Below are 17,205 nucleotides of genomic sequence, written 5' to 3'. Positions count from 1 at the left end.
TGTTTGCTCGTACCGGCTTGTGTCGAGCCGCCCGCTCAGGCAGCGCGCGCCACGAAGGCGCGCCAGCCGCCCAGGCTGGTGATGTCCTCGGCGCCGTCAAGGGCACGGGGCTCGGCCACGAAGCCCTTGACGCTGCTGCCGTCGGCCAGGGTAACCGTGCCGATGGCCAGCGGCGCCGGGACGTCGACGACGAAGCTCCCGAACTCGGCGACACCCAGTTCGTAGACTTCCACCTTGATCGGTGCGCCATCCGCGCTGTGGACGAGCGCGGGCTTGGGCGGCACGCTGTCCGCCATGGCGTAGAGCCGGTAGTTGGGCGCGGTCTCGAAAGCCCCCACGAATTCGGCATCGCGCGAGGTGAGCTGCCAGTGCAGCGGCATGTCCTTGAGATGGGCGCCGACGACGGCAAGCTTAACGGTCTGCATCTTTCCCTCCAGATCGAGTGGTGGCGTTGACGGAAGCGCGGCGGCCGAAAGATAGGTATCGGCAGCATCGAACAGGGCACGGTCGCTGTCGGCAGGGCCGATCAGGGTGATCCCGAAGCCGGTGGCATTGGCGCGGATCCCGGCGGGCACGGCCAGTGCGGCCATGTCCAGCAGGTTCACGAAATTGGTGTAGAGCCCGAGGTTGCTGTTGAGCGCCACCGGCGCCGCCAGCATCTCGGCCACGCGGTACGTGGTGCCGGTGGTGGGGAAGGCCAGCATGTCCAGCTCGTTCCACAGGAGATCGGCATGGCGCTTGAGATCGGCCATGCGGTAGATCCCGTTCCACAGCTCGGTAGCGGCGATAGCCGCACCCGGCTCCACCACCGCGCGGACGGTCGGGTCCACGGCGAGCGGGTTGGAGGCGAGGATCCCGGCCATGGCCGCCGTGCGCTCGGCAACCCAGGGGCCGCCGTAAAGGAGTTGCGCTGCCTCCAGCAAGGGCGCGAGGTCGATCTCGACGATTTCGCCCAGCGCGGCGAGGTGGGCCAGGGCCTGGTCGTAGAGATACTCGGATTCGCCGTCGCCGAACCACACGCGCTGCTCGCGCCGCGGAACGCCGATGCGGCGCAGGGCGAGCGGGCGGTCGGCCAGTGGCTTGGAGTAAGGATCGGCCGGGTCGAAGCCTGCCACCACCCCGTCCACCAGCCGCGCATCGGCCGTGCTGTCAGTGAAGACGGTGATGCAGTCGATGGAACGGCAGGCGGGCACCAGCCCGCGCGTGCTCCAGCGGCCCTTGGTGGGCTTGAAGCCGATCAGGTGGTTGAAGGCGGCCGGCACGCGGCCGGACCCGGCCGTATCGGTGCCGAGCGCGAAGGCGACCAGTCCCGCCGCCACCGCGATCGAGGAACCGGAACTCGATCCGCCGCTGACATAGGCCAGGTTCGAGGCATTGCGCGGAATGCCGTAAGGGCTGCGCGTTCCATTGAGGCCGGTGGCGAACTGGTCGAGGTTGGTCTTGCCCAGGCAGATCGCCCCGGCCGCCAGCAGACGTGCAACCACATCGGCATCGCTCTCGGGCTCGTAGGCGAAAGCAGGACAGGCTGCCGTCGTTTCCAGCCCGGACACGTCGATATTGTCCTTCACCGCGAAGGGGACGCCCGCCAGCGGCAGGTCTTCCCCGGCCGCGACGCGGGCATCCACGGCGCGGGCGGCAGCCAGGACATCCTCACGGCTGGCCCGGCTGATCCAGATCTGCGGCTGCACCGCGTCGTAGGCCTCGATGCGCGCCAAGGCATCCTGCGCCACGGCGAGCGCCGAGGTCGCCCCGCCCCGGACGGCGGCGGCGATGTCCTGCACGCCGAGACGGCCAGCTGCGGTTGCGGTCAGGGCGGTGATGGCGGACCCGCTCATGCGCTGCGCCTCAGGGCCAGCATCGGCGCGCCGGGCTGAAGCGACTGCCCTTCGCGCATGTAGAGTGCCGCCACCGTTCCCGCGCCGGGGCTTTCGACCGGACATTCCATTTTCATCGCCTCGATCACGGCGATCCTGTCGCCTGCCTCAACTCTGTCACCCGCTGCCACGAGCAGCCGGGTGACGCTGCCGCCGTAGGGTGCCTCCACGAGGTCCGCGCCGTCGGGCGGGACGATCGCGGCTTCCACCGGGACTTCCACTTCGGCGGCCGCCTCTGCCTGGTCGAATTCGCCCCGGCGCTGCCAGTCCTCGCGCTCATCGTCGAAGGCGGCCTGCCTGCGGGCCTCGAATTCGGCGATCCCTTCCGCATTGTCCGCCAGGAAGGCGCGGTAATCGGCCAGCCGGAATTCGGAAGGCTCGATCGTGATCGACCGGCGCCCGGCAGGAAACTCGCGGCGCCATTCGGCGAGTTCCTCGGCGCTGACGGGATAGAAGCGGATCTGGTCGAAGAAGCGCAGCAGCCAGGGCTTGCCCTCTGTGAAGGCATCGGTCTGGCGGTAGGTGTTCCAGACCTGAGTGGTGCGTCCGAACAGCTGGTAGCCGCCCGGCCCCTCCATGCCGTATATGCACATGTAAGCGCCGCCGATGCCCACCACGTTGGGCGGCGTCCAGGTCCGGGCGGGATTGTACTTGGTGGTCACCAGTCGGTGGCGCGGATCGACCGGCGTGGCGACGGGTGCGCCCAGATAGACGTCCCCCAGCCCCATGACGAGGTAGTTGGCCTCGAAGATCAGGTTCTCCACCGAGGCCTGGTCGGGCATGCCGTTGATGCGGCGGATGAACTCGATGTTGTCCGGGCACCAGGGCGCATCGTCGCGCACGGTGGCCATGTACTTCTCGATGGTCTCGATCGTCGCCGGATCGCGCCAGCTCAGCGGCAGGTGGACGACGCGCGAGGGGATCGTGAAATCCTCCAGGTCGCCCAGCCGCTCTTCCGCCGCGATCAGCGTGGCGAGTGCCGCGCGCTGGTCCATCGCGGCACCGTCGAAATGGAGCTGGAGCGAGCGGATGCCCGGCACGATGTCGATGATGCCGGGAAGCGCCAGGCGCTCCAGTTCCGTCATCAGGGCATGGACGCGGATGCGCAGTTCGATGTCGAGCACGATCGGGCCGTATTCGACCAGGATGTTGCGATCGCCCTGCTGGCGATAGACGGTGCGCGGACGGCCCGGAGCTTCGGGAATTTCGCCGAGGATGGGGGAGAGCGTCTCCACCGGCCGCACCGGGGAAGCGGCGGGCACGGCGCCCGTCGCCACGAGGTCGCGCTGCATCGCATCCGCCGCCGCCGCATCGTCGATGGTGACGGGGGCGAAGCGCAGCTTGTCGCCCGGCGCGAGCTGGCCGATCTTCCAGCGGTCGGCCGCGATCACCACGAAGGGGCAGACGAACCCGCCGAGAGAGGGACCGTCCGGACCGAGGATGATCGGCATGTCGCCGGTGAAGTCCACCGCGCCGATCGCGTAGGGATTGTCGTGGATGTTGGAGGGGTGAAGCCCCGCCTCCCCGCCGTCGGTGCGCGCCCAGCGGGGTTTCGGGCCGATCAGGCGCACGCCGGTGCGGTTGGAGTTGTAGTGGACCTTCCACTCGGCGGCGAGGAAGGTTTCGACGTCCTCACCCGTGAAGAAATCCGGCGCGCCGTGCGGGCCGTAAAGCACGCGCAGCGTCCATTCGCTGCCGATCTCGKGCAGCGGCACCGAAGGGAGCGCGGCGCCGACATCGTCGTTGCCCAGGTGCAGCGTGTCGCCCGCCAGCAGGCGGCGCGCGGCATGGCCGCCGAACTGGCCAAGCTCGAAGGTGCTGCGGCTGCCCAGATAGGGCGCGATGTCCAGACCCCCAGCGAAGAGGATATATCCGCGCAGGCCCGCCGTGGAGGCGCGGCCGAGCGCCAGCGTCTGGCCCGCGGCCACATCGACCGGCACGCCGCGCGCCACCGGCTTGCCGTCCAACGTGGCGCCGAAGTCCGCGCCGGTCAGGCAGATGCGGGCCGGTGCGACGAAGGACAGGGTCGGCCCGGTGACCGTGGCTTCCAGCCCGGCAGTGCCTTCGGGATTGCCGAGCAGCCGGTTGCCGAGGCGGAAGGACTGGTCGTCCATCGGCCCCGATGGGGGGACGCCCACGGCCCAGAACTTCTGCCGGCCCGGCCAGTCCTGCACCGTGGTCGCGGTGCCGCCGCTGACCACGCGGAACGCGCGCGGCTGGTAGGCGATCGTATCGAGCACACGGGTCGAGACTTCGCCGCTGACGAAGGGCGCAGAGCGCACCACTTCGCGCAGCCAGCGCAAGTTGGTTTCCATGCCGTCGGCGCGGCTGCCGTCCAGCGCCCGCTGCGCGGCTTCCACCGCCTCGGTGCGGCTTGGCGCGTGAACGATCAGCTTGGCCAGCATCGGGTCGTACCAGGCGCTGACCGTGCTTCCGGCCGTGCACCAGGTCTCGGTGCGGATGTCGTCGGGAAACTCAAGACACGTCAGCGTGCCCGAAGTGGGCCGATAGTCCAGCGAGGGATCCTCGGCATAGAGCCGCATCTGCACCGCATGGCCCTGCGGCACCGGTGTGCCGGCGTCGAGGAAGGCATAGTCGCCGCCAGCGCCGCGCACCATCCACTCGACCAGGTCGATGCCCATGACCGCCTCGGTCACGCCGTGCTCCACCTGGAGGCGGGTGTTCATCTCCAGGAAGAAGAACTGCTCCCGGTCGGCGTCGTAGAGATATTCCACGGTACCAGCCGAGCGATAGGCCGCGGCTTCGCCCAGGCGGATGGCCGAGGCGATCAGCTCGGCGCGAACATGCTGGGGCAGCAGCGGTGCCGGGGCTTCCTCGACCACTTTCTGATTGCGGCGCTGCAACGAGCAGTCGCGTTCGCCCAGTGCCATGACGCGCCCCTGCCCGTCCCCGAAGAGCTGGACCTCGATGTGGCGCGCGCGGCGGATGTAGCGTTCCAGGAAGACGCTGGCATCGCCGAAATTGCTGAGGCCCTGCCGCGCGACCGCGTCGAAAGCCTCGCGCAGGGCCGCTTCGTCCTCGCAGACGCGCATGCCGATGCCGCCGCCCCCGGCCGTGGCCTTGAGCATGACCGGGTAGCCGATCTGCGCAGCGGCCTCCACAGCCTCTTCCTCGCCCGTCAGCAGGCCGGTGCCCGGTGCCAGCGGCACTTCGTGTGCTGCCGCCAGCGCGCGGGCGCTGTGCTTGAGGCCGAAAGTGCGGATGTTCTGCGTGGTCGGGCCGATGAACACGATCCCCGCCGCGGCGCAGGCCTCGGCGAATTCCACGTTCTCCGCCAGGAAGCCGTAGCCCGGATGGATCGCCCCTGCCCCGGTCCGCCGGGCGGCGTCGAGGATCGCCGGGATGTTCAGGTAGCTATCCGAGGGCTTGGCCCCGCCGATGCAGACGGCCTCGTCCGCCATGGTGACGTGGCTGGAACCCTCGTCCGCTTCCGAGTAGACGGCGACAGAGCGAAGGCCCATGCCGCGCAGGGTGCGGATGATGCGGGTGGCGATCGCGCCCCGGTTGGCGATCAGGACCGTATCGAAGCTCATGCGGCGACGATCATGCGAACGGGCGTAGGATTGAAGCCGTTGCAGGGGTTGTTGACCTGCGGGCAGTTGGAGACGACGACGACGACGTCCATGTCCGCCCGCAAGTCAACGGTCAGGCCCGGCGCGGAAATTCCGTCGACGATGCCCAGCGACCCGTCCGGCTCAACCGGTACGTTCATGAAGAAGTTGATATTGGAGACGATGTCCCGCTTGCCCCGGCCTTCGGTGAGGTTGGCTTCCAGGAAATTCTCCACGCAGGCGTGTTCGGCCTTGGTGTGGTGGCCGTAGCGCAGCGTGTTGGATTCGCACGAGCAGGCGCCGCCGATGGTATCGTGGTATTCGACCGAGGTGGCGGCAATCGTCATCAGCGCGTTGCCCTCGTTGGAAAGCAGGCGGGTACCCTCGCGCAGGAAGAGATTGCCCTGCGCGGCCACGGTATCCTGCGCGCTGTAGCGCTCGGCATCGTCGGCGGCGGCATAGAGCAGGAAGTCGACGGCTTGGTTGCCTTCCAGGTCGACGATGCGCAGCGTCTGCCCGGCCTGGACATGGTGCAGCCAGGGCGCGCGGGCGGGGACGGTCACGTCGTGGATCACGGCGCCCGAAAGGCCGGCGAGATGGGGGTCGGCAGTCATGCAACCTGTCCTTTCAACGACGGAAATAGTCTTCGACATTCCGGAAGGCGCGCAGGCCTTCGGGGCTGGCGGTGCGCAGCGGATCGTCCTCGCCCGTCACCGCGCCGCGCCATGCCGAGGCGCGCAGCGGCGTGACGCTCCAGTTCGGCCGCGGATCGAGGACGTGAGGCACGTTGGCGATCACCACGATCACGTCCATCTCGGCGCGCAGGACCAGGCTGCGCCCTGGGGCGAAGGGGCCGACATCGGGCGTGATCCTGCCGTCCGCCTCGATCCGCGCGCCCTTGAACAAGGTGACGCAGGGATGCACGTCGCGGCGGCCGAAGCCATGCTTGGCAGCGCCGAGCAGGAAGCGGTCACGGCCGTTGGGATAGTCGCCGCTGTTGCGGCCATCGCCGTACTTCGCGGCATTGGTGGCCGCGTTCGAGGTGCCGCAGAAGGTGTCATGGGTACCGGCCTCGTCTTCGAGGATGCTCATGAGCACGCGCCCCATGTCGGACAGCAGCAGCTTGCCCGCGCCCAGATAGGCATTCCACTGAACCTTGACGGTATCGGCGACGTTCAGGCGCTCGGTCGGCATTTCCGCATTGAACACCAGCAGCGAGGCGCAGGCGTCGCCGGCAAGGTCGATCAGCCGCAGGCGCGATCCGCGCGTGAGCCGGCGCGTGGCATAGCCGCCTGCCGCGATGGTTTCCTCCCACACGAGGTCAGCGCCGTCCACGCCCTCGGGCAAGTCTTCGGCAACGGGCGGGAGCACGGGCATGCTCTCCACGATCGTCCCTGCCATGGCGCGGGCATGGTCCCKCGCGGCGAGCGGATCGGCCAGGGTCTGGGTCATGAATGCGCTCCGGTCTGTCTGAATGCATTGCCGTGCTGGTCGTAGAGCGGCGGCAGGAGGGCGGTGGTGGTGACCAGCTCAAGCTGCTGTACCCCGCGCACCCGGCGAATGGCGTCGCACAGTTCCTTCAGCCGAACGGCCGGTCCCTGCACGAGAAGAACTTCAAGCGACTGATCGTCTTCCAGAACGACGTGCTGGGAAGAGATCACTTCCTTCAGGTAACTGGCCTGCGTCTGGGAAAGCAGGTGCCGCACCCGGCCCCGCTCGCCCCGATAAACCAGGGTAATCGTGCCCGCGAGCATCTCGTCCGGGCGCATGAGCGAGCCGTGCTCCGCAAGCGCGTGGCGGATCAGCTCGGCGATGAGCTGGGAGCGCGACGGCAGCGCGCGTTCGGCCACCATCATGTCCAGCTGTCTGAAGAGATCTGCCGGGAGGCTCATGCTGAGCCGCGCCAGGCTTGCGGATTCGGAGCCCATGCCCACTCTCTTTTCAATTATTACCAATTACGTCAATAGTAATATTTTCGAGCTGTTCGGGTGTCGGCTCGGCACGCTCGCGCATCGGCAGGTCGTAGACCACGGTGGCGCCGAAACGGTGGGGCGCGTGGGGATCGTGACGACGCTTGTCGAGCGCCAGAACGCGGGTTCCCAGCGTGAAGGCCTCGCGGATGTCGTGCGTCACCATCACGATGGTCAGCGAGTATTCCCGCCACAGGCGCAGGATCAGCGCATGCATGTCCGCACGGATGCCGGGATCGAGCGCACCGAAGGGCTCGTCCAGGAGCAGGATGCGCGGCCTTTTCACCAAGGCCTGCGCGATCGCCAGACGCTGCTGCATGCCGCCCGAAAGGTGCGCCGGATAGAGGTCAAGGCTATGCCCCAGGCCCACGGCGGTCAGCATCGCCGTCGCTTCCTCCTCGGCCGCGCGCCGGGCACTGCCGAACAGGCGTCCGAGCAGGGGCGCCTTCTCGCACTCCAGGCCCAGGGTCGTGTTGCGCAGCGCCGTCAGGTGCGGGAACACCGAATAGCGCTGGAACACCACGCCGCGGTCGGGGCCGCATTCGGGCGTGAGCGGCGTTCCGTCCATCAGGATCTTGCCCTGGCTCGGCCCTTCCTGTCCCAGGATCAGCCGCAGGAAGCTGCTCTTGCCCGCTCCCGAGGGGCCGACGATGGAAACGAAGGAACCTTCCTCGATGTCGAGGTTGAGTTTCTCGATGATGATGCGGTCGCCGTATTCGACCCAGACATCGCAGAAGCGCAGCAGAGTGCTCAATGGCTTGCTCCATGGGCCCAGGGGAACAGTCGCCGGCTGAGGAACGTGAGGGCCACGTCGATCAGGATCGCCAGCAGGGCGATCCACGCGACGTAAGGCAGGATCACATCCATCGAGAGATAGCGGCGAACGAGGAAAATGCGGTAGCCGAGGCCGACGTCGGAGGCGATCGCCTCGGCGGAAATCAGGAAGACCCAGGCCGGCCCGAGCGCCAGGCGCATTGCCTGGAGCAGCCGCGGCATCGCCTGCGGCAGCGCCACGCGGATCATCACCTGCCAACTGCTCGCGCCCAGGGTCTGCGCCTTGATGATCTGCTCGGTCGGCAGGGCGGCGACATGCGCCGTGATGTCGCGGATCATGACCGGGGCGATGCCCACCACGATCAGCGCGACTTTGGCCGTCTCGCCCAGCCCCAGCGCGATGAACAGGATCGGCAGCAAAGCGATCGGCGGAATGACGGCGATGCCGGTCACCAGCGGCCCGAAGGTAGCGCGTACCGGCGGCAGCACCCCCAGCGCCAGACCCACCATCAGCGCCATCAGCGTCGAGATGCCAAGGCCGATGCCCAGGCGCTGCAGGCTGGCGAGGGTATCCGCCCAGAACACCAGTTGTCCGGTGAGCTGGTCGGGCTGGAACAGCAGCGCCGACATGCTTTCGGCCATGGCCCCCGGCAGCGGCAGGATCTTGTCGGCAGGGTTTACCGCATGCCGGCTGGCGGCCATGACGATATAGACCAGCACGAGCAGCAGGATCGGCGTGGCTCCCAGGAACAGCCGCCCCCCTCGCCCGACGTGACGATTCACCCAGCGCATTGTCGTTGTCTCACTTTGCGAGATGTTGGCGTCGTGGCGGGTCGACTGCAAAACTGCCGCAATCGAACCCCGCCTGCCGAACTAGAGCTTTCCGTCAGCCGCCATCTTCATGAAGCTGTCGTCGAAACGCAGCGTGACGTGCTGCGCGTCGCCCAGCGTCTTGCCGCCCGGGAAGGACATGCCGACGGCGTCGGCCGAGTTGGATCCCTTGAACAGCCCCTTGGAGAAGCTGAAGTCCCGCACCCGCGTCATCGTCGTGATCAGCGCCGGAGCATCCGTTGCGGCCACGGCGGACTTGGGATCGGCGTAGAGATGCGTGGTGCCGAGCTGGGAGTCGAAGGATTCCGGGGTGGCCCCCGCCAGCTTCGCCATGGCCGCGCGGGCGGCCTTGCCTTCGGCATCCTGGCGGATCATCAGCGCCGTCGTCTCGTACCAGATGCCCGCCAGCGCCTTGCCCAGGTTGGGATTGGCCTTGAGCGTGGCCGTATCCACGCAGAGCAGGTCGAGGATCTCTCCGGGAATGTCGGCGGAGCTGAACACCAGCTTCGCACCCGGCTGCGCCTTCATGGCGTTGAGCTGAGGATTCCAGGCGACCGCGACCTTGACGTCGGGACTGGCGAAAGCACCGACGATATCGGCATCGCCGGTATTGACCGTCTTCACGTCCTTCAGCGCCAGGCCCACCGAATTCAGGCCGCGCGCCAGGAGGTAATGCGAAACCGAAAGCTCGACCAGATTGACCGTCTGGCCCTTGATCGCCTTCAGATCGCCCCCTCCGGCATTCGAAATGCCTTTCATCAGCACGCCGTCGTTGCCGTTGGAATAGTCACCGACGATGATCGCGCTGGTGTCCTTGCCGCCAGCGGCCGGGATCGTCAGGGCGTCCATGTTAGCGACGGTCACGCCGTCCAGCTTGCCGGCCGTGTACTGGTTCACCGATTCAACGTAGTCGTTCACTTGCACGACGTTGATCTTGATGCCGTACTTGTCCGCCCACTTCTTCACGATGCCCGCCTGCTGGGCATAGGGCCAGGGCATCCACCCCGCGTAAATCGACCATCCGATATTGAACTCGGTGCGCTTGGGCGCCTCGCTCGGGCCTTGCGAGCAGGCTGCAGTGAGAAGCACGCCCGCCATCAACGTGGCCTTGGCAATGCGACGGATCGGTACGATCATGAGTCGGTCCCCTTTCGCAGTGCAACATTGCTGCGATTCGAAAGGTTGTCCATCGAAAATTATTACGCTGCGCGTGTTTTGTAATACTTGCGCCAGCTGCCGCGCGTGACGGCGCGGCGCAGGGAGCGGTTGATGCGGCCTCAGGAGCATGTGCGCGGGAACGCGCGATCAGCGCCCCCCTCCCGCCCCGAGAGATCAGGCCGCCACTTCGTCCTCGGATTGCCGCTTGCGTGCGGCGCGGTCCGCCGTCCCCGCCAGCTCGTCCTGCTCATGCAGCGGCGGAAGCAGCGCCGTCGTGGTGACGAGCTGGAGCTGATGCACGCCGCGAATGGCGCGCAGGGCATCGCAGAGATCCTTCAGCCGCGCGGCGGGACCTTGCACCAGCAACACTTCGAGCGACTGGTCATCCTCCAGGAACACATGCTGCGAGGAGATGACCTCCTTCAGGTACTCCGCCTGGCTCTGCGCCAGTTGATGCCGCACCCGGCCCTTGTCGCCCCGGTAGACCAGGGTGATCGTGCCCGCCAGCATCTCTTCCGGCCGGGTCAGCGCTTCATGTTCGGCCAGGGCGTGACGGATCAGCTCGGCAATGAGCTGCGAGCGAGAAGGCAGTCCGCGTTCCTCGACCATCGCATCGAGCTGGCGAAACAGGTCGGCGGGAAGGCTCATGCTGAGCCGGGCCAGACTGGCGGCGTCGGTCTTCACGCTGCATCCCCTTGGGCCATCGTCATAATCCTTGCATCTGCGGCTTCGTCCCGAAAACCGGAGGGCGGGACGATCCTTTGCGATCGACGCTGGGCCGGTTGGGGGACGGGTGTCAAGAGCGTGCCGCGCTTCATGCCCAGAGGGTCCGCGCCCGAAACCCCGCCGTGTTACGGGGATAGCCCGCAAATATTACCATTGCAGAGTTTGGTAATATCGATAACGTGACGGACTTCGTGCGGACATATCGGGGAACTCCGTGGCGCAAAATCCAGCCTATAATTCCGCTTTGTCGGGCAATCCGCAGTCCGCCACCGCGCGGACCTATCCCAACGGCAACCCGGCGCTGGGCTACAATCCGCCCGGTGCGCGCCATACCGACAGCGCAGTGCCGCTGCACCGCAAGACGGCCGTGGTCCATGACTACGCCTGCGAGGGTCCGGCACCGGGTAATCTGGCTTTTCGCTGGACTTACGGCTCCAACGTCGCAGCCCGGAACCGCGATCCGCGCGTGCAGGTGGTGCAGTACAACGAGGATACGTTCGTGCTGCGACAGAACGTCTGCGTCCATTGGGAAGCGCCGTTCACTTACCTCCTGTTCGGCAATGCCGGCGCGCTGCTGATCGATACCGGCGCCACCGCGAACGCGCAGGCCTATCCCTTGCGCGAGACGGTGGATGCCATCCTTGCCCGCTGGTGCCAGGCCCGCGGACGCAAGTCCGTGCCCCTGACGGTTGCGCTCACCTCGGGAGAGGATGCCGCACAGAACCAGGGACTGGTCCAGTTCGCCGGGCGGCCGGACACGACGATCGTGCCCAAGCCGCTTGCCCTCATGAAGCGCTTCTACGGTCTCGACGCAAGCTGGCCTTCCGGATCGGGCCGGATCGATCTGGGCGGCCGCGTCATCGGCGTCATCCCGACGCCGGGCACGCACCGGGACGGGGTCAGTTTCCACGACCCCTACTGCGATTTCCTGTTCACCGGCGACCTGCTGTTCCCCGGCAAGATCAACATCGGCAACGACCGCGATTTCGTCGCCTCGCTGGAGCGGCTGCGCGACTTCGTGCGGCAACAGCCGGTCAAGTGGCTGCTGGGCGGCCACGTCGAGATGATGTTCGTGCCGGGCAAATACTATCCCCGCTTCGCGACCTACAAGCCCTACGAGCGGGTGCTGGAAATGACCCCGGACCTGATCGACGAGGCGCTCACCCACGCGCGCGAGATCCAGGGCAAGGACATGATGCTGATCCGGCCGGACTTCGTCCTGTTCAACGGCGTCAGCCCCGACCAGAAGACCAGGGTCTGGCCCGAGGGCGTGCCCGACATCAACCCGCCGCGCCCCTTCTGACGCCAAGGACCCTCTCCATGGATCGCCGCACTTTCCTTTCGCGCAATGCCGCTGTCGCCGCCGTCCCGCTGACGGGGCTGTCCCTGGCGGCCCTCTCCGACACGGCGGCCGCCGCCGCGCGGCCGGCGCCCATCGATTTCACGAGCAACCTTCCTGCCGCCGGCAGTTTCCCCAAGCGCTGGATCTGCGGTTCGCCGTCCTGCATGGACAATACCGATCCGCCCGTTCAGGTCCATTGGTACAATCCGCATACGGCCACCCTGCGGCAGAACAAGGCCTACAGCTACGAGGCGCCGTTCGCTCCGCTCTACTTCGGCAACGACCGCGTGCTCCTGCTGGACGAAGGCTTCGTGCAGCTTCGCAACGACTGGGACCTGCGCGGCGTGGTGGACCAGTGCATCGACGACTGGTGCCGCCGCAACGGACGCGATCCCGCCTCGCTGGAACTGCTCGTCGCGTTCAGCCACCTCCACGCCGACCACTACGCCGCGACCAACCAGTTCGCGGACCGGCCGAACACCCGGTACATGGGCCTTACGCACGAGGAAATGGTCGGCTTCTGGGGCATGACCCGGTTTCCCGAGGAGCGCGTGACCCTGGACCTCGGCGGCCGCGAGATCCTGATCTGGGGCTCGCCCGGCCATGTCGTGTCCGAGTTCACGTATTACGACAGCTACACGCAGATCCTCTATACCGGCGACATGTTCTATCGCGGCCGATGCTATATCAGCTTCTGGCAGCCCTGGTTCGACAGCATGAAACGCCTGATCGATTTCTGCGACACCCATCCGGTCGCGCACGTCATGGGATGCCATGTCGAGATCAGCAAGGACGGGCAGGACTATCCCTATGGCCTGACCTACCAGCCGGACGAGGCCCCCGTGGAAATGACCGTGCAGCAATTGCGCGAGGCCTATGCCCATGCCCAGAAGATCACCGAGCCTGGGATTTATTTTACCGGCACCGTGTTCCTCTGCAACCAGACGCGCGGGACGACCACCATCGACCGCAATCCCTATCGCTACGATTGAACCTTCCGCGGCGAATCGACATCCCGATTTCGCAGCGGAAGCACCGCTCCGACCATTGCGGCGATATGCGCCAGTGTTACCTCGCCGCCGAAAAACGGCATTAATCCTGCGTTTCCAGGACGACTGTACCAAAACAAGTCAAACCGACATTAATACGCTTGACGAGAAACGTAATATCCATACCGTGTATCAAGTCGCCAGGCAGAGCGATGAAAATCCGGGAGAGAGAATCTGTAACAGCAGGCTGGTCCACTGGCCTGGATGGGGGGTTTTCGATGGAACAACTGCCAATCTCCTGCACGGTTCTCTCGGACAACGAGCGATCGGCCGACGCCGACCGGACCGCAGACACCACGAAGCAGTGGTTGTTCAACCTGGTGCCGCCGGCCTATCTCGTGGTGATCGCGGCGTTTTGGGCCTTCGCGCCCAAGGCGGTGATCGAAAACTCGTGGACGCTGATCGTCACCTCCTCCCTGATCACGCTCAGCGTGCTGGGGCTGGAATGGGTGAATGAGCGCCACGCCGGCTGGCGCATGAATCGGCGCGAGTTCTTTACCGACCTGTTCTACGTGGTGCTGGGCGCGACCGCCATTTCCTGGGTTTCGACCCATCTGGCGGACGATCCGCTGAAGGCGCTGAAGCAGTCGCTGGGCATCACCACCGAATGGGCCGCGCATTTGCCCTTCCTGGTGCAGGTTGCCCTGGTGATCGTGGTGATCGAGTTCGGGCAGTACTGGATGCACCGCCTGATGCACAATTTCACGCCCTTCTGGCTGACCCATGCACCGCATCACCATATCACCCAGCTCAACGCCGCGAAGGGCTACGTCGGCAACCCCATCGAACTGTTCCTGATCGGCCTGAGCGTGCTGGCCCTGTTCGACCTGTCGGCCGCCGCCGTGTTCTGCGGGCTGAACATCCTGGGCGCGGTCTCCACGTTCGCCCATGCCAATGTGCGCGCGGATCCGCCGAAGTTCTATTCGCTCTTCTTCACGACGATCCGGCACCACAGCCTGCATCACTCGACCGATTACGAGAGCACGCGCTGCAACTACGCCAATTCGCTGATCCTGCTGGACCGCCTGTTCGGCACGTACCGCGAGGGCGAGGCCAGCGTCGTCGGACAGGACGACCTCCGTCGCCTGTCGATCCGGGAACAGTTCGTTTTCCCCTTCCGCCCCCTGCTCGACCGTGCCCAGGCGCGCCGAGCGGAAGCGAAGCGCGGCAATTCGGTGCGGGCGACCGGCTGATCCTCCGGGATCGAACCGGCCGCAGTGAAACGCCGCACTGAAACGAAGACCCTCGGCCCGCCGAAAGGCGACGTCGGGAACCAGAGACGCGCAGGCGCGACATCCACGAAGATGGCCGGCCCGTCATGCCAATAAAAGCGGTACCCGAGACCTTCGGCGCAGGCAGGCCGGAGCCCCAGGGAACCTCAGCCAAGGACAGGGAAGCACATGACACATCGCGCGAAATTGAGGGCAGCGCTGCTGACCGCAACATTCTTCACGGGCGCCGCCTGTGCCACGCAGGCCATGGCACAGGACGCCCAGGACGCACCCGCCGCGGCCATCCAGGAAGGTGACGCCATCGTCGTCACCGGAACGCGCCGCGCCACGACGATCATGGATACGCCGATCAACATCTCCGCAATCGGCGCCGAAGAACTCTCGCGCCAGCGGATCGACGACGTGCGCGACCTGGCGGACTTCACCCCCGGCCTGACGATCTCGGATACCGGCCCGGGTTCGACCGGCTCCATCGTCCTGCGCGGCCTCAACGCCTCGGATGTCGATTCCAACGGTGCCAACTACGACGATTCCCTCGGCATCTACCTGGGCGAAGTGCCGCTCTTCTACGATTTCAAGCTGCTCGACATCGCGCGCGTGGAAACCCTGCTCGGCCCGCAAGGCACGCTCTACGGCCTTGGCACGCTGGCCGGCGCCATTCGCTATATTCCCAACCGCCCGAACGTGGAGGAATTCGAAGGCGAGGTTCACGGCCGCCTCACCACGAAGAGCCACTCCGACAACTTCGGCTACCAGCTGGACGGGATGATCAACATTCCGCTGGTGCGCGACCATGTCGCTTTCCGCTCGGCCACCGGATACTACTACGATCCGGGCTTCATCGACTATCCGCTGCTGCTGCAGACGCCCGGCGTTTCCCTACCCCAGCCCGGCGGCACGGACGGTGTCACCCGTGAAGAGTTCGCCGCCAATCTGCGCCGCAGCAAGGACCTGAACTTCGAGCGGACCTTCACCACCCGCAACCAGTTGCTGATCCAGACCACCGAAGACCTCAAGGCGATCTTCACTTACGCCTTCCAGCGCACCCGCACGGACGGCGCCCAGTCCAACAGCAACGGCGTGCTGGGCACCGGCAAGTATCAGAACGCCGCCCGCTACGAGGAGCCGGTCAACCGCCGCGCCCACCTCGCCAGCATGGAGATCAACGCGAACATCGCCGATATCGTCGATCTCGTCTCCACCACCGCCTATACCAACGTGCGCACCCGCAGCCAGACCGACAACACCGACCTGCTGCTGGATCTCGACTACGACTACGAACTGTTCCCCGCCTTCTCCAGCTGGAACGAAAGCGACGGCCGCCGCAAGCAGTTCAACCAGGAGATTCGACTGGTCTCACGCCATGGCGGCCCGTTCAACTGGGTTCTGGGCGGCTTCTACAACCAGCAGAAGTACCATAACGACTATGCCGAGCACACGCCTGGCCTGTCCGACTTCTACGGCGTCACCGGCAATCCCGACGATCTCGAATATGTCAGCTACACCAAGTCGAAGGTGACCGAAAAGGCAGTCTTCGGCGAAGGCACCTTCAAGATCACGCCGGAATGGCAGATCACCGGCGGCGCTCGCTACTTTAAGTACAGTTCCGACGTGCAGGGCGCGCTGGTGCTGCCTCTGCTGGGCGACCCGCTCAGCCCCTACGATGTCGATCCCGCCGGCGGCAAGGCCAAGAAGGACGGCTGGGTGTGGAAGCTCAACACCTCGTACAACTTCACGCCTGACTTCATGGTCTACGGCACGTACAGCAAGGGCTATCGCATCGGCGGCCCGAACCGCGTGGCGCCATGCCCCGATCCGGTTCCGGCCAACCAGCAGAACGCCTGCGCCCTGCCGAACGAAGTCCAGTACGGACCCGACAAGACGCGCAATGCGGAAATCGGCGTGCGCATGCAACTGTTCGACCGTAAACTGTCCTTCAACTTCGATGTCTTCCACATCAAGTGGGACGGCATCCAGGTCGACTCCGCCACGTATTACGGCGTGACCGGAATCACCGTCAACGGCGGTTCGGCCAAGTCGCAGGGCTTCGAAACCTCGTTCCAGTTCAAGCCGGTGCCGCAGCTGGCGATCCAGGGCAGCTATTCCTACACCGATGCGAAGCTGACCGAGGACGTGCCGGGGATCATCACCATCCGCACGACACCGAACGACTACGACGGGCGGCCGAAATTCACGCAGCTCGACGCGCTTTCGGGCGACCGGCTTCCCGGCTCGGCCAAGAACGCGGGCAGCCTGGGTGCGACTTACACCGTCCCGATGGGCGAAGGCAGCATCAGCGCCAACTGGACGGCGACCTACCGCGGCAACGTCGTCTCGCGCATTGGCTGGGACCGCGGCTACGGGGACAAGATCCCCAGCTACGTCCTGCACCGCGCGACCTTGTCCTACGAGACGGACAAGTACACCGTCAGCCTCTTCGCGAACAACATCTTCGACAAGTACGCAGTCGTCTCTGTGGGTCAGGACCGTTCGCGCATCGGCGTCAACGACGGTGTCGCCGTGCGCTACTATCGCCAGACCGTGGTCAACCCGCGCACGGTCGGCGTGGAAGCACGGATCAAGTACTGAGAAACGTCGGATAGCAGGGGGAACGGGGCACCGCGCGGTGCCCCATTCCTCCCGCGCCGATCATCGCAAGGGCCGCCGCCTTCCGAGG

At 66.1% G+C, this 17,205-nt stretch carries 13 protein-coding genes; 4 read left to right on the top strand and 9 right to left on the bottom strand.

Annotated elements, in window-relative coordinates; all coding sequences use genetic code 11:
- Positions 1–35 precede the first annotated feature (35 nt).
- The 9 genes from atzF to AB4Z00_RS09555 form a co-directional block, all read right to left on the bottom strand.
- A complete protein-coding gene (gene atzF / locus AB4Z00_RS09595; protein WP_442045751.1) occupies positions 36–1,835 on the bottom strand; it encodes an allophanate hydrolase in 1,800 nt (599 codons plus the stop codon).
- Positions 1,832–5,428: an urea carboxylase gene (gene uca, locus AB4Z00_RS09590; protein ID WP_442045750.1), complete on the bottom strand. Its 3,597-nt coding sequence runs from the start codon at positions 5,426–5,428 to the stop codon at positions 1,832–1,834. The genes atzF and uca overlap by 4 nt, the downstream gene beginning before the upstream one ends.
- Positions 5,425–6,060: an urea amidolyase associated protein UAAP2 gene (locus AB4Z00_RS09585; RefSeq protein WP_442045749.1), complete on the bottom strand. Its 636-nt coding sequence runs from the start codon at positions 6,058–6,060 to the stop codon at positions 5,425–5,427. The genes uca and AB4Z00_RS09585 overlap by 4 nt, the downstream gene beginning before the upstream one ends.
- A 13-nt stretch (positions 6,061–6,073) precedes the next feature.
- Positions 6,074–6,898, bottom strand: coding sequence for an urea amidolyase associated protein UAAP1 (locus tag AB4Z00_RS09580; protein WP_442045748.1), 825 nt, complete (start codon positions 6,896–6,898; stop codon positions 6,074–6,076).
- On the bottom strand, positions 6,895–7,374 hold the full coding sequence (locus AB4Z00_RS09575) for a CopG family ribbon-helix-helix protein (RefSeq protein WP_132266068.1): 480 nt from the start codon (positions 7,372–7,374) through the stop codon (positions 6,895–6,897). Before AB4Z00_RS09575 ends, AB4Z00_RS09580 begins: the two co-directional genes overlap by 4 nt.
- Positions 7,375–7,387: 13 nt before the next feature.
- Positions 7,388–8,170, bottom strand: coding sequence for an ATP-binding cassette domain-containing protein (locus tag AB4Z00_RS09570; protein ID WP_442045747.1), 783 nt, complete (start codon positions 8,168–8,170; stop codon positions 7,388–7,390).
- On the bottom strand, positions 8,167–8,982 hold the full coding sequence (locus AB4Z00_RS09565) for an ABC transporter permease (RefSeq protein WP_132266072.1): 816 nt from the start codon (positions 8,980–8,982) through the stop codon (positions 8,167–8,169). The genes AB4Z00_RS09570 and AB4Z00_RS09565 overlap by 4 nt, the downstream gene beginning before the upstream one ends.
- An 81-nt stretch (positions 8,983–9,063) precedes the next feature.
- Positions 9,064–10,158: a putative urea ABC transporter substrate-binding protein gene (locus AB4Z00_RS09560; RefSeq protein ID WP_132266073.1), complete on the bottom strand. Its 1,095-nt coding sequence runs from the start codon at positions 10,156–10,158 to the stop codon at positions 9,064–9,066.
- A 195-nt stretch (positions 10,159–10,353) separates the two neighbouring features.
- Positions 10,354–10,827 (bottom strand): CopG family ribbon-helix-helix protein, encoded by a 474-nt coding sequence (locus AB4Z00_RS09555; RefSeq protein ID WP_132266307.1) that lies wholly within the window; start codon positions 10,825–10,827, stop codon positions 10,354–10,356.
- Positions 10,828–11,119: 292 nt separating this feature from the next.
- On the opposite strand from AB4Z00_RS09555, the gene AB4Z00_RS09550 reads away from it, so the two are divergent.
- The 4 genes from AB4Z00_RS09550 to AB4Z00_RS09535 all read left to right on the top strand — a co-directional run bounded on the left by AB4Z00_RS09550 (position 11,120) and on the right by AB4Z00_RS09535 (position 17,117).
- A complete protein-coding gene (locus tag AB4Z00_RS09550; protein ID WP_442045746.1) occupies positions 11,120–12,208 on the top strand; it encodes an MBL fold metallo-hydrolase in 1,089 nt (362 codons plus the stop codon).
- Between the two features lie 17 nt (positions 12,209–12,225).
- Positions 12,226–13,239 (top strand): MBL fold metallo-hydrolase, encoded by a 1,014-nt coding sequence (locus AB4Z00_RS09545; protein ID WP_442045745.1) that lies wholly within the window; start codon positions 12,226–12,228, stop codon positions 13,237–13,239.
- A 275-nt stretch (positions 13,240–13,514) separates the two neighbouring features.
- On the top strand, positions 13,515–14,489 hold the full coding sequence (locus tag AB4Z00_RS09540; RefSeq protein WP_442045744.1) for a sterol desaturase family protein: 975 nt from the start codon (positions 13,515–13,517) through the stop codon (positions 14,487–14,489).
- Between the two features lie 207 nt (positions 14,490–14,696).
- Entirely contained in the window at positions 14,697–17,117 is a 2,421-nt protein-coding gene (locus tag AB4Z00_RS09535) for a TonB-dependent receptor (RefSeq protein ID WP_442045743.1), read from the top strand.
- Positions 17,118–17,205: the final 88 nt, after the last annotated feature.

It is taken from the genome of Novosphingobium sp. YAF33 (assembly GCF_052113265.1).
In the GTDB taxonomy this organism is placed as follows: domain Bacteria; phylum Pseudomonadota; class Alphaproteobacteria; order Sphingomonadales; family Sphingomonadaceae; genus Novosphingobium.
Note: the sequence above shows the minus strand (reverse complement) of the source record. Positions and strands in the feature narration are given on the sequence as shown.

Bases quoted from the DNA above. Each gene is read 5' to 3' on its own strand.
- AB4Z00_RS09560 (WP_132266073.1), bottom strand. From the start codon at position 10,158: ATGATCGTACCGATCCGTCGCATTGCCAAGGCCACGTTGATGGCGGGC.
- AB4Z00_RS09575 (WP_132266068.1), bottom strand. From the start codon at position 7,374: ATGGGCTCCGAATCCGCAAGCCTGGCGCGGCTCAGCATGAGCCTCCCG.
- AB4Z00_RS09545 (WP_442045745.1), top strand. From the start codon at position 12,226: ATGGATCGCCGCACTTTCCTTTCGCGCAATGCCGCTGTCGCCGCCGTC.
- AB4Z00_RS09555 (WP_132266307.1), bottom strand. From the start codon at position 10,827: ATGAGCCTTCCCGCCGACCTGTTTCGCCAGCTCGATGCGATGGTCGAG.
- AB4Z00_RS09565 (WP_132266072.1), bottom strand. From the start codon at position 8,982: ATGCGCTGGGTGAATCGTCACGTCGGGCGAGGGGGGCGGCTGTTCCTG.
- AB4Z00_RS09540 (WP_442045744.1), top strand. From the start codon at position 13,515: ATGGAACAACTGCCAATCTCCTGCACGGTTCTCTCGGACAACGAGCGA.
- AB4Z00_RS09535 (WP_442045743.1), top strand. From the start codon at position 14,697: ATGACACATCGCGCGAAATTGAGGGCAGCGCTGCTGACCGCAACATTC.
- atzF (WP_442045751.1), bottom strand. From the start codon at position 1,835: ATGAGCGGGTCCGCCATCACCGCCCTGACCGCAACCGCAGCTGGCCGT.
- AB4Z00_RS09585 (WP_442045749.1), bottom strand. From the start codon at position 6,060: ATGACTGCCGACCCCCATCTCGCCGGCCTTTCGGGCGCCGTGATCCAC.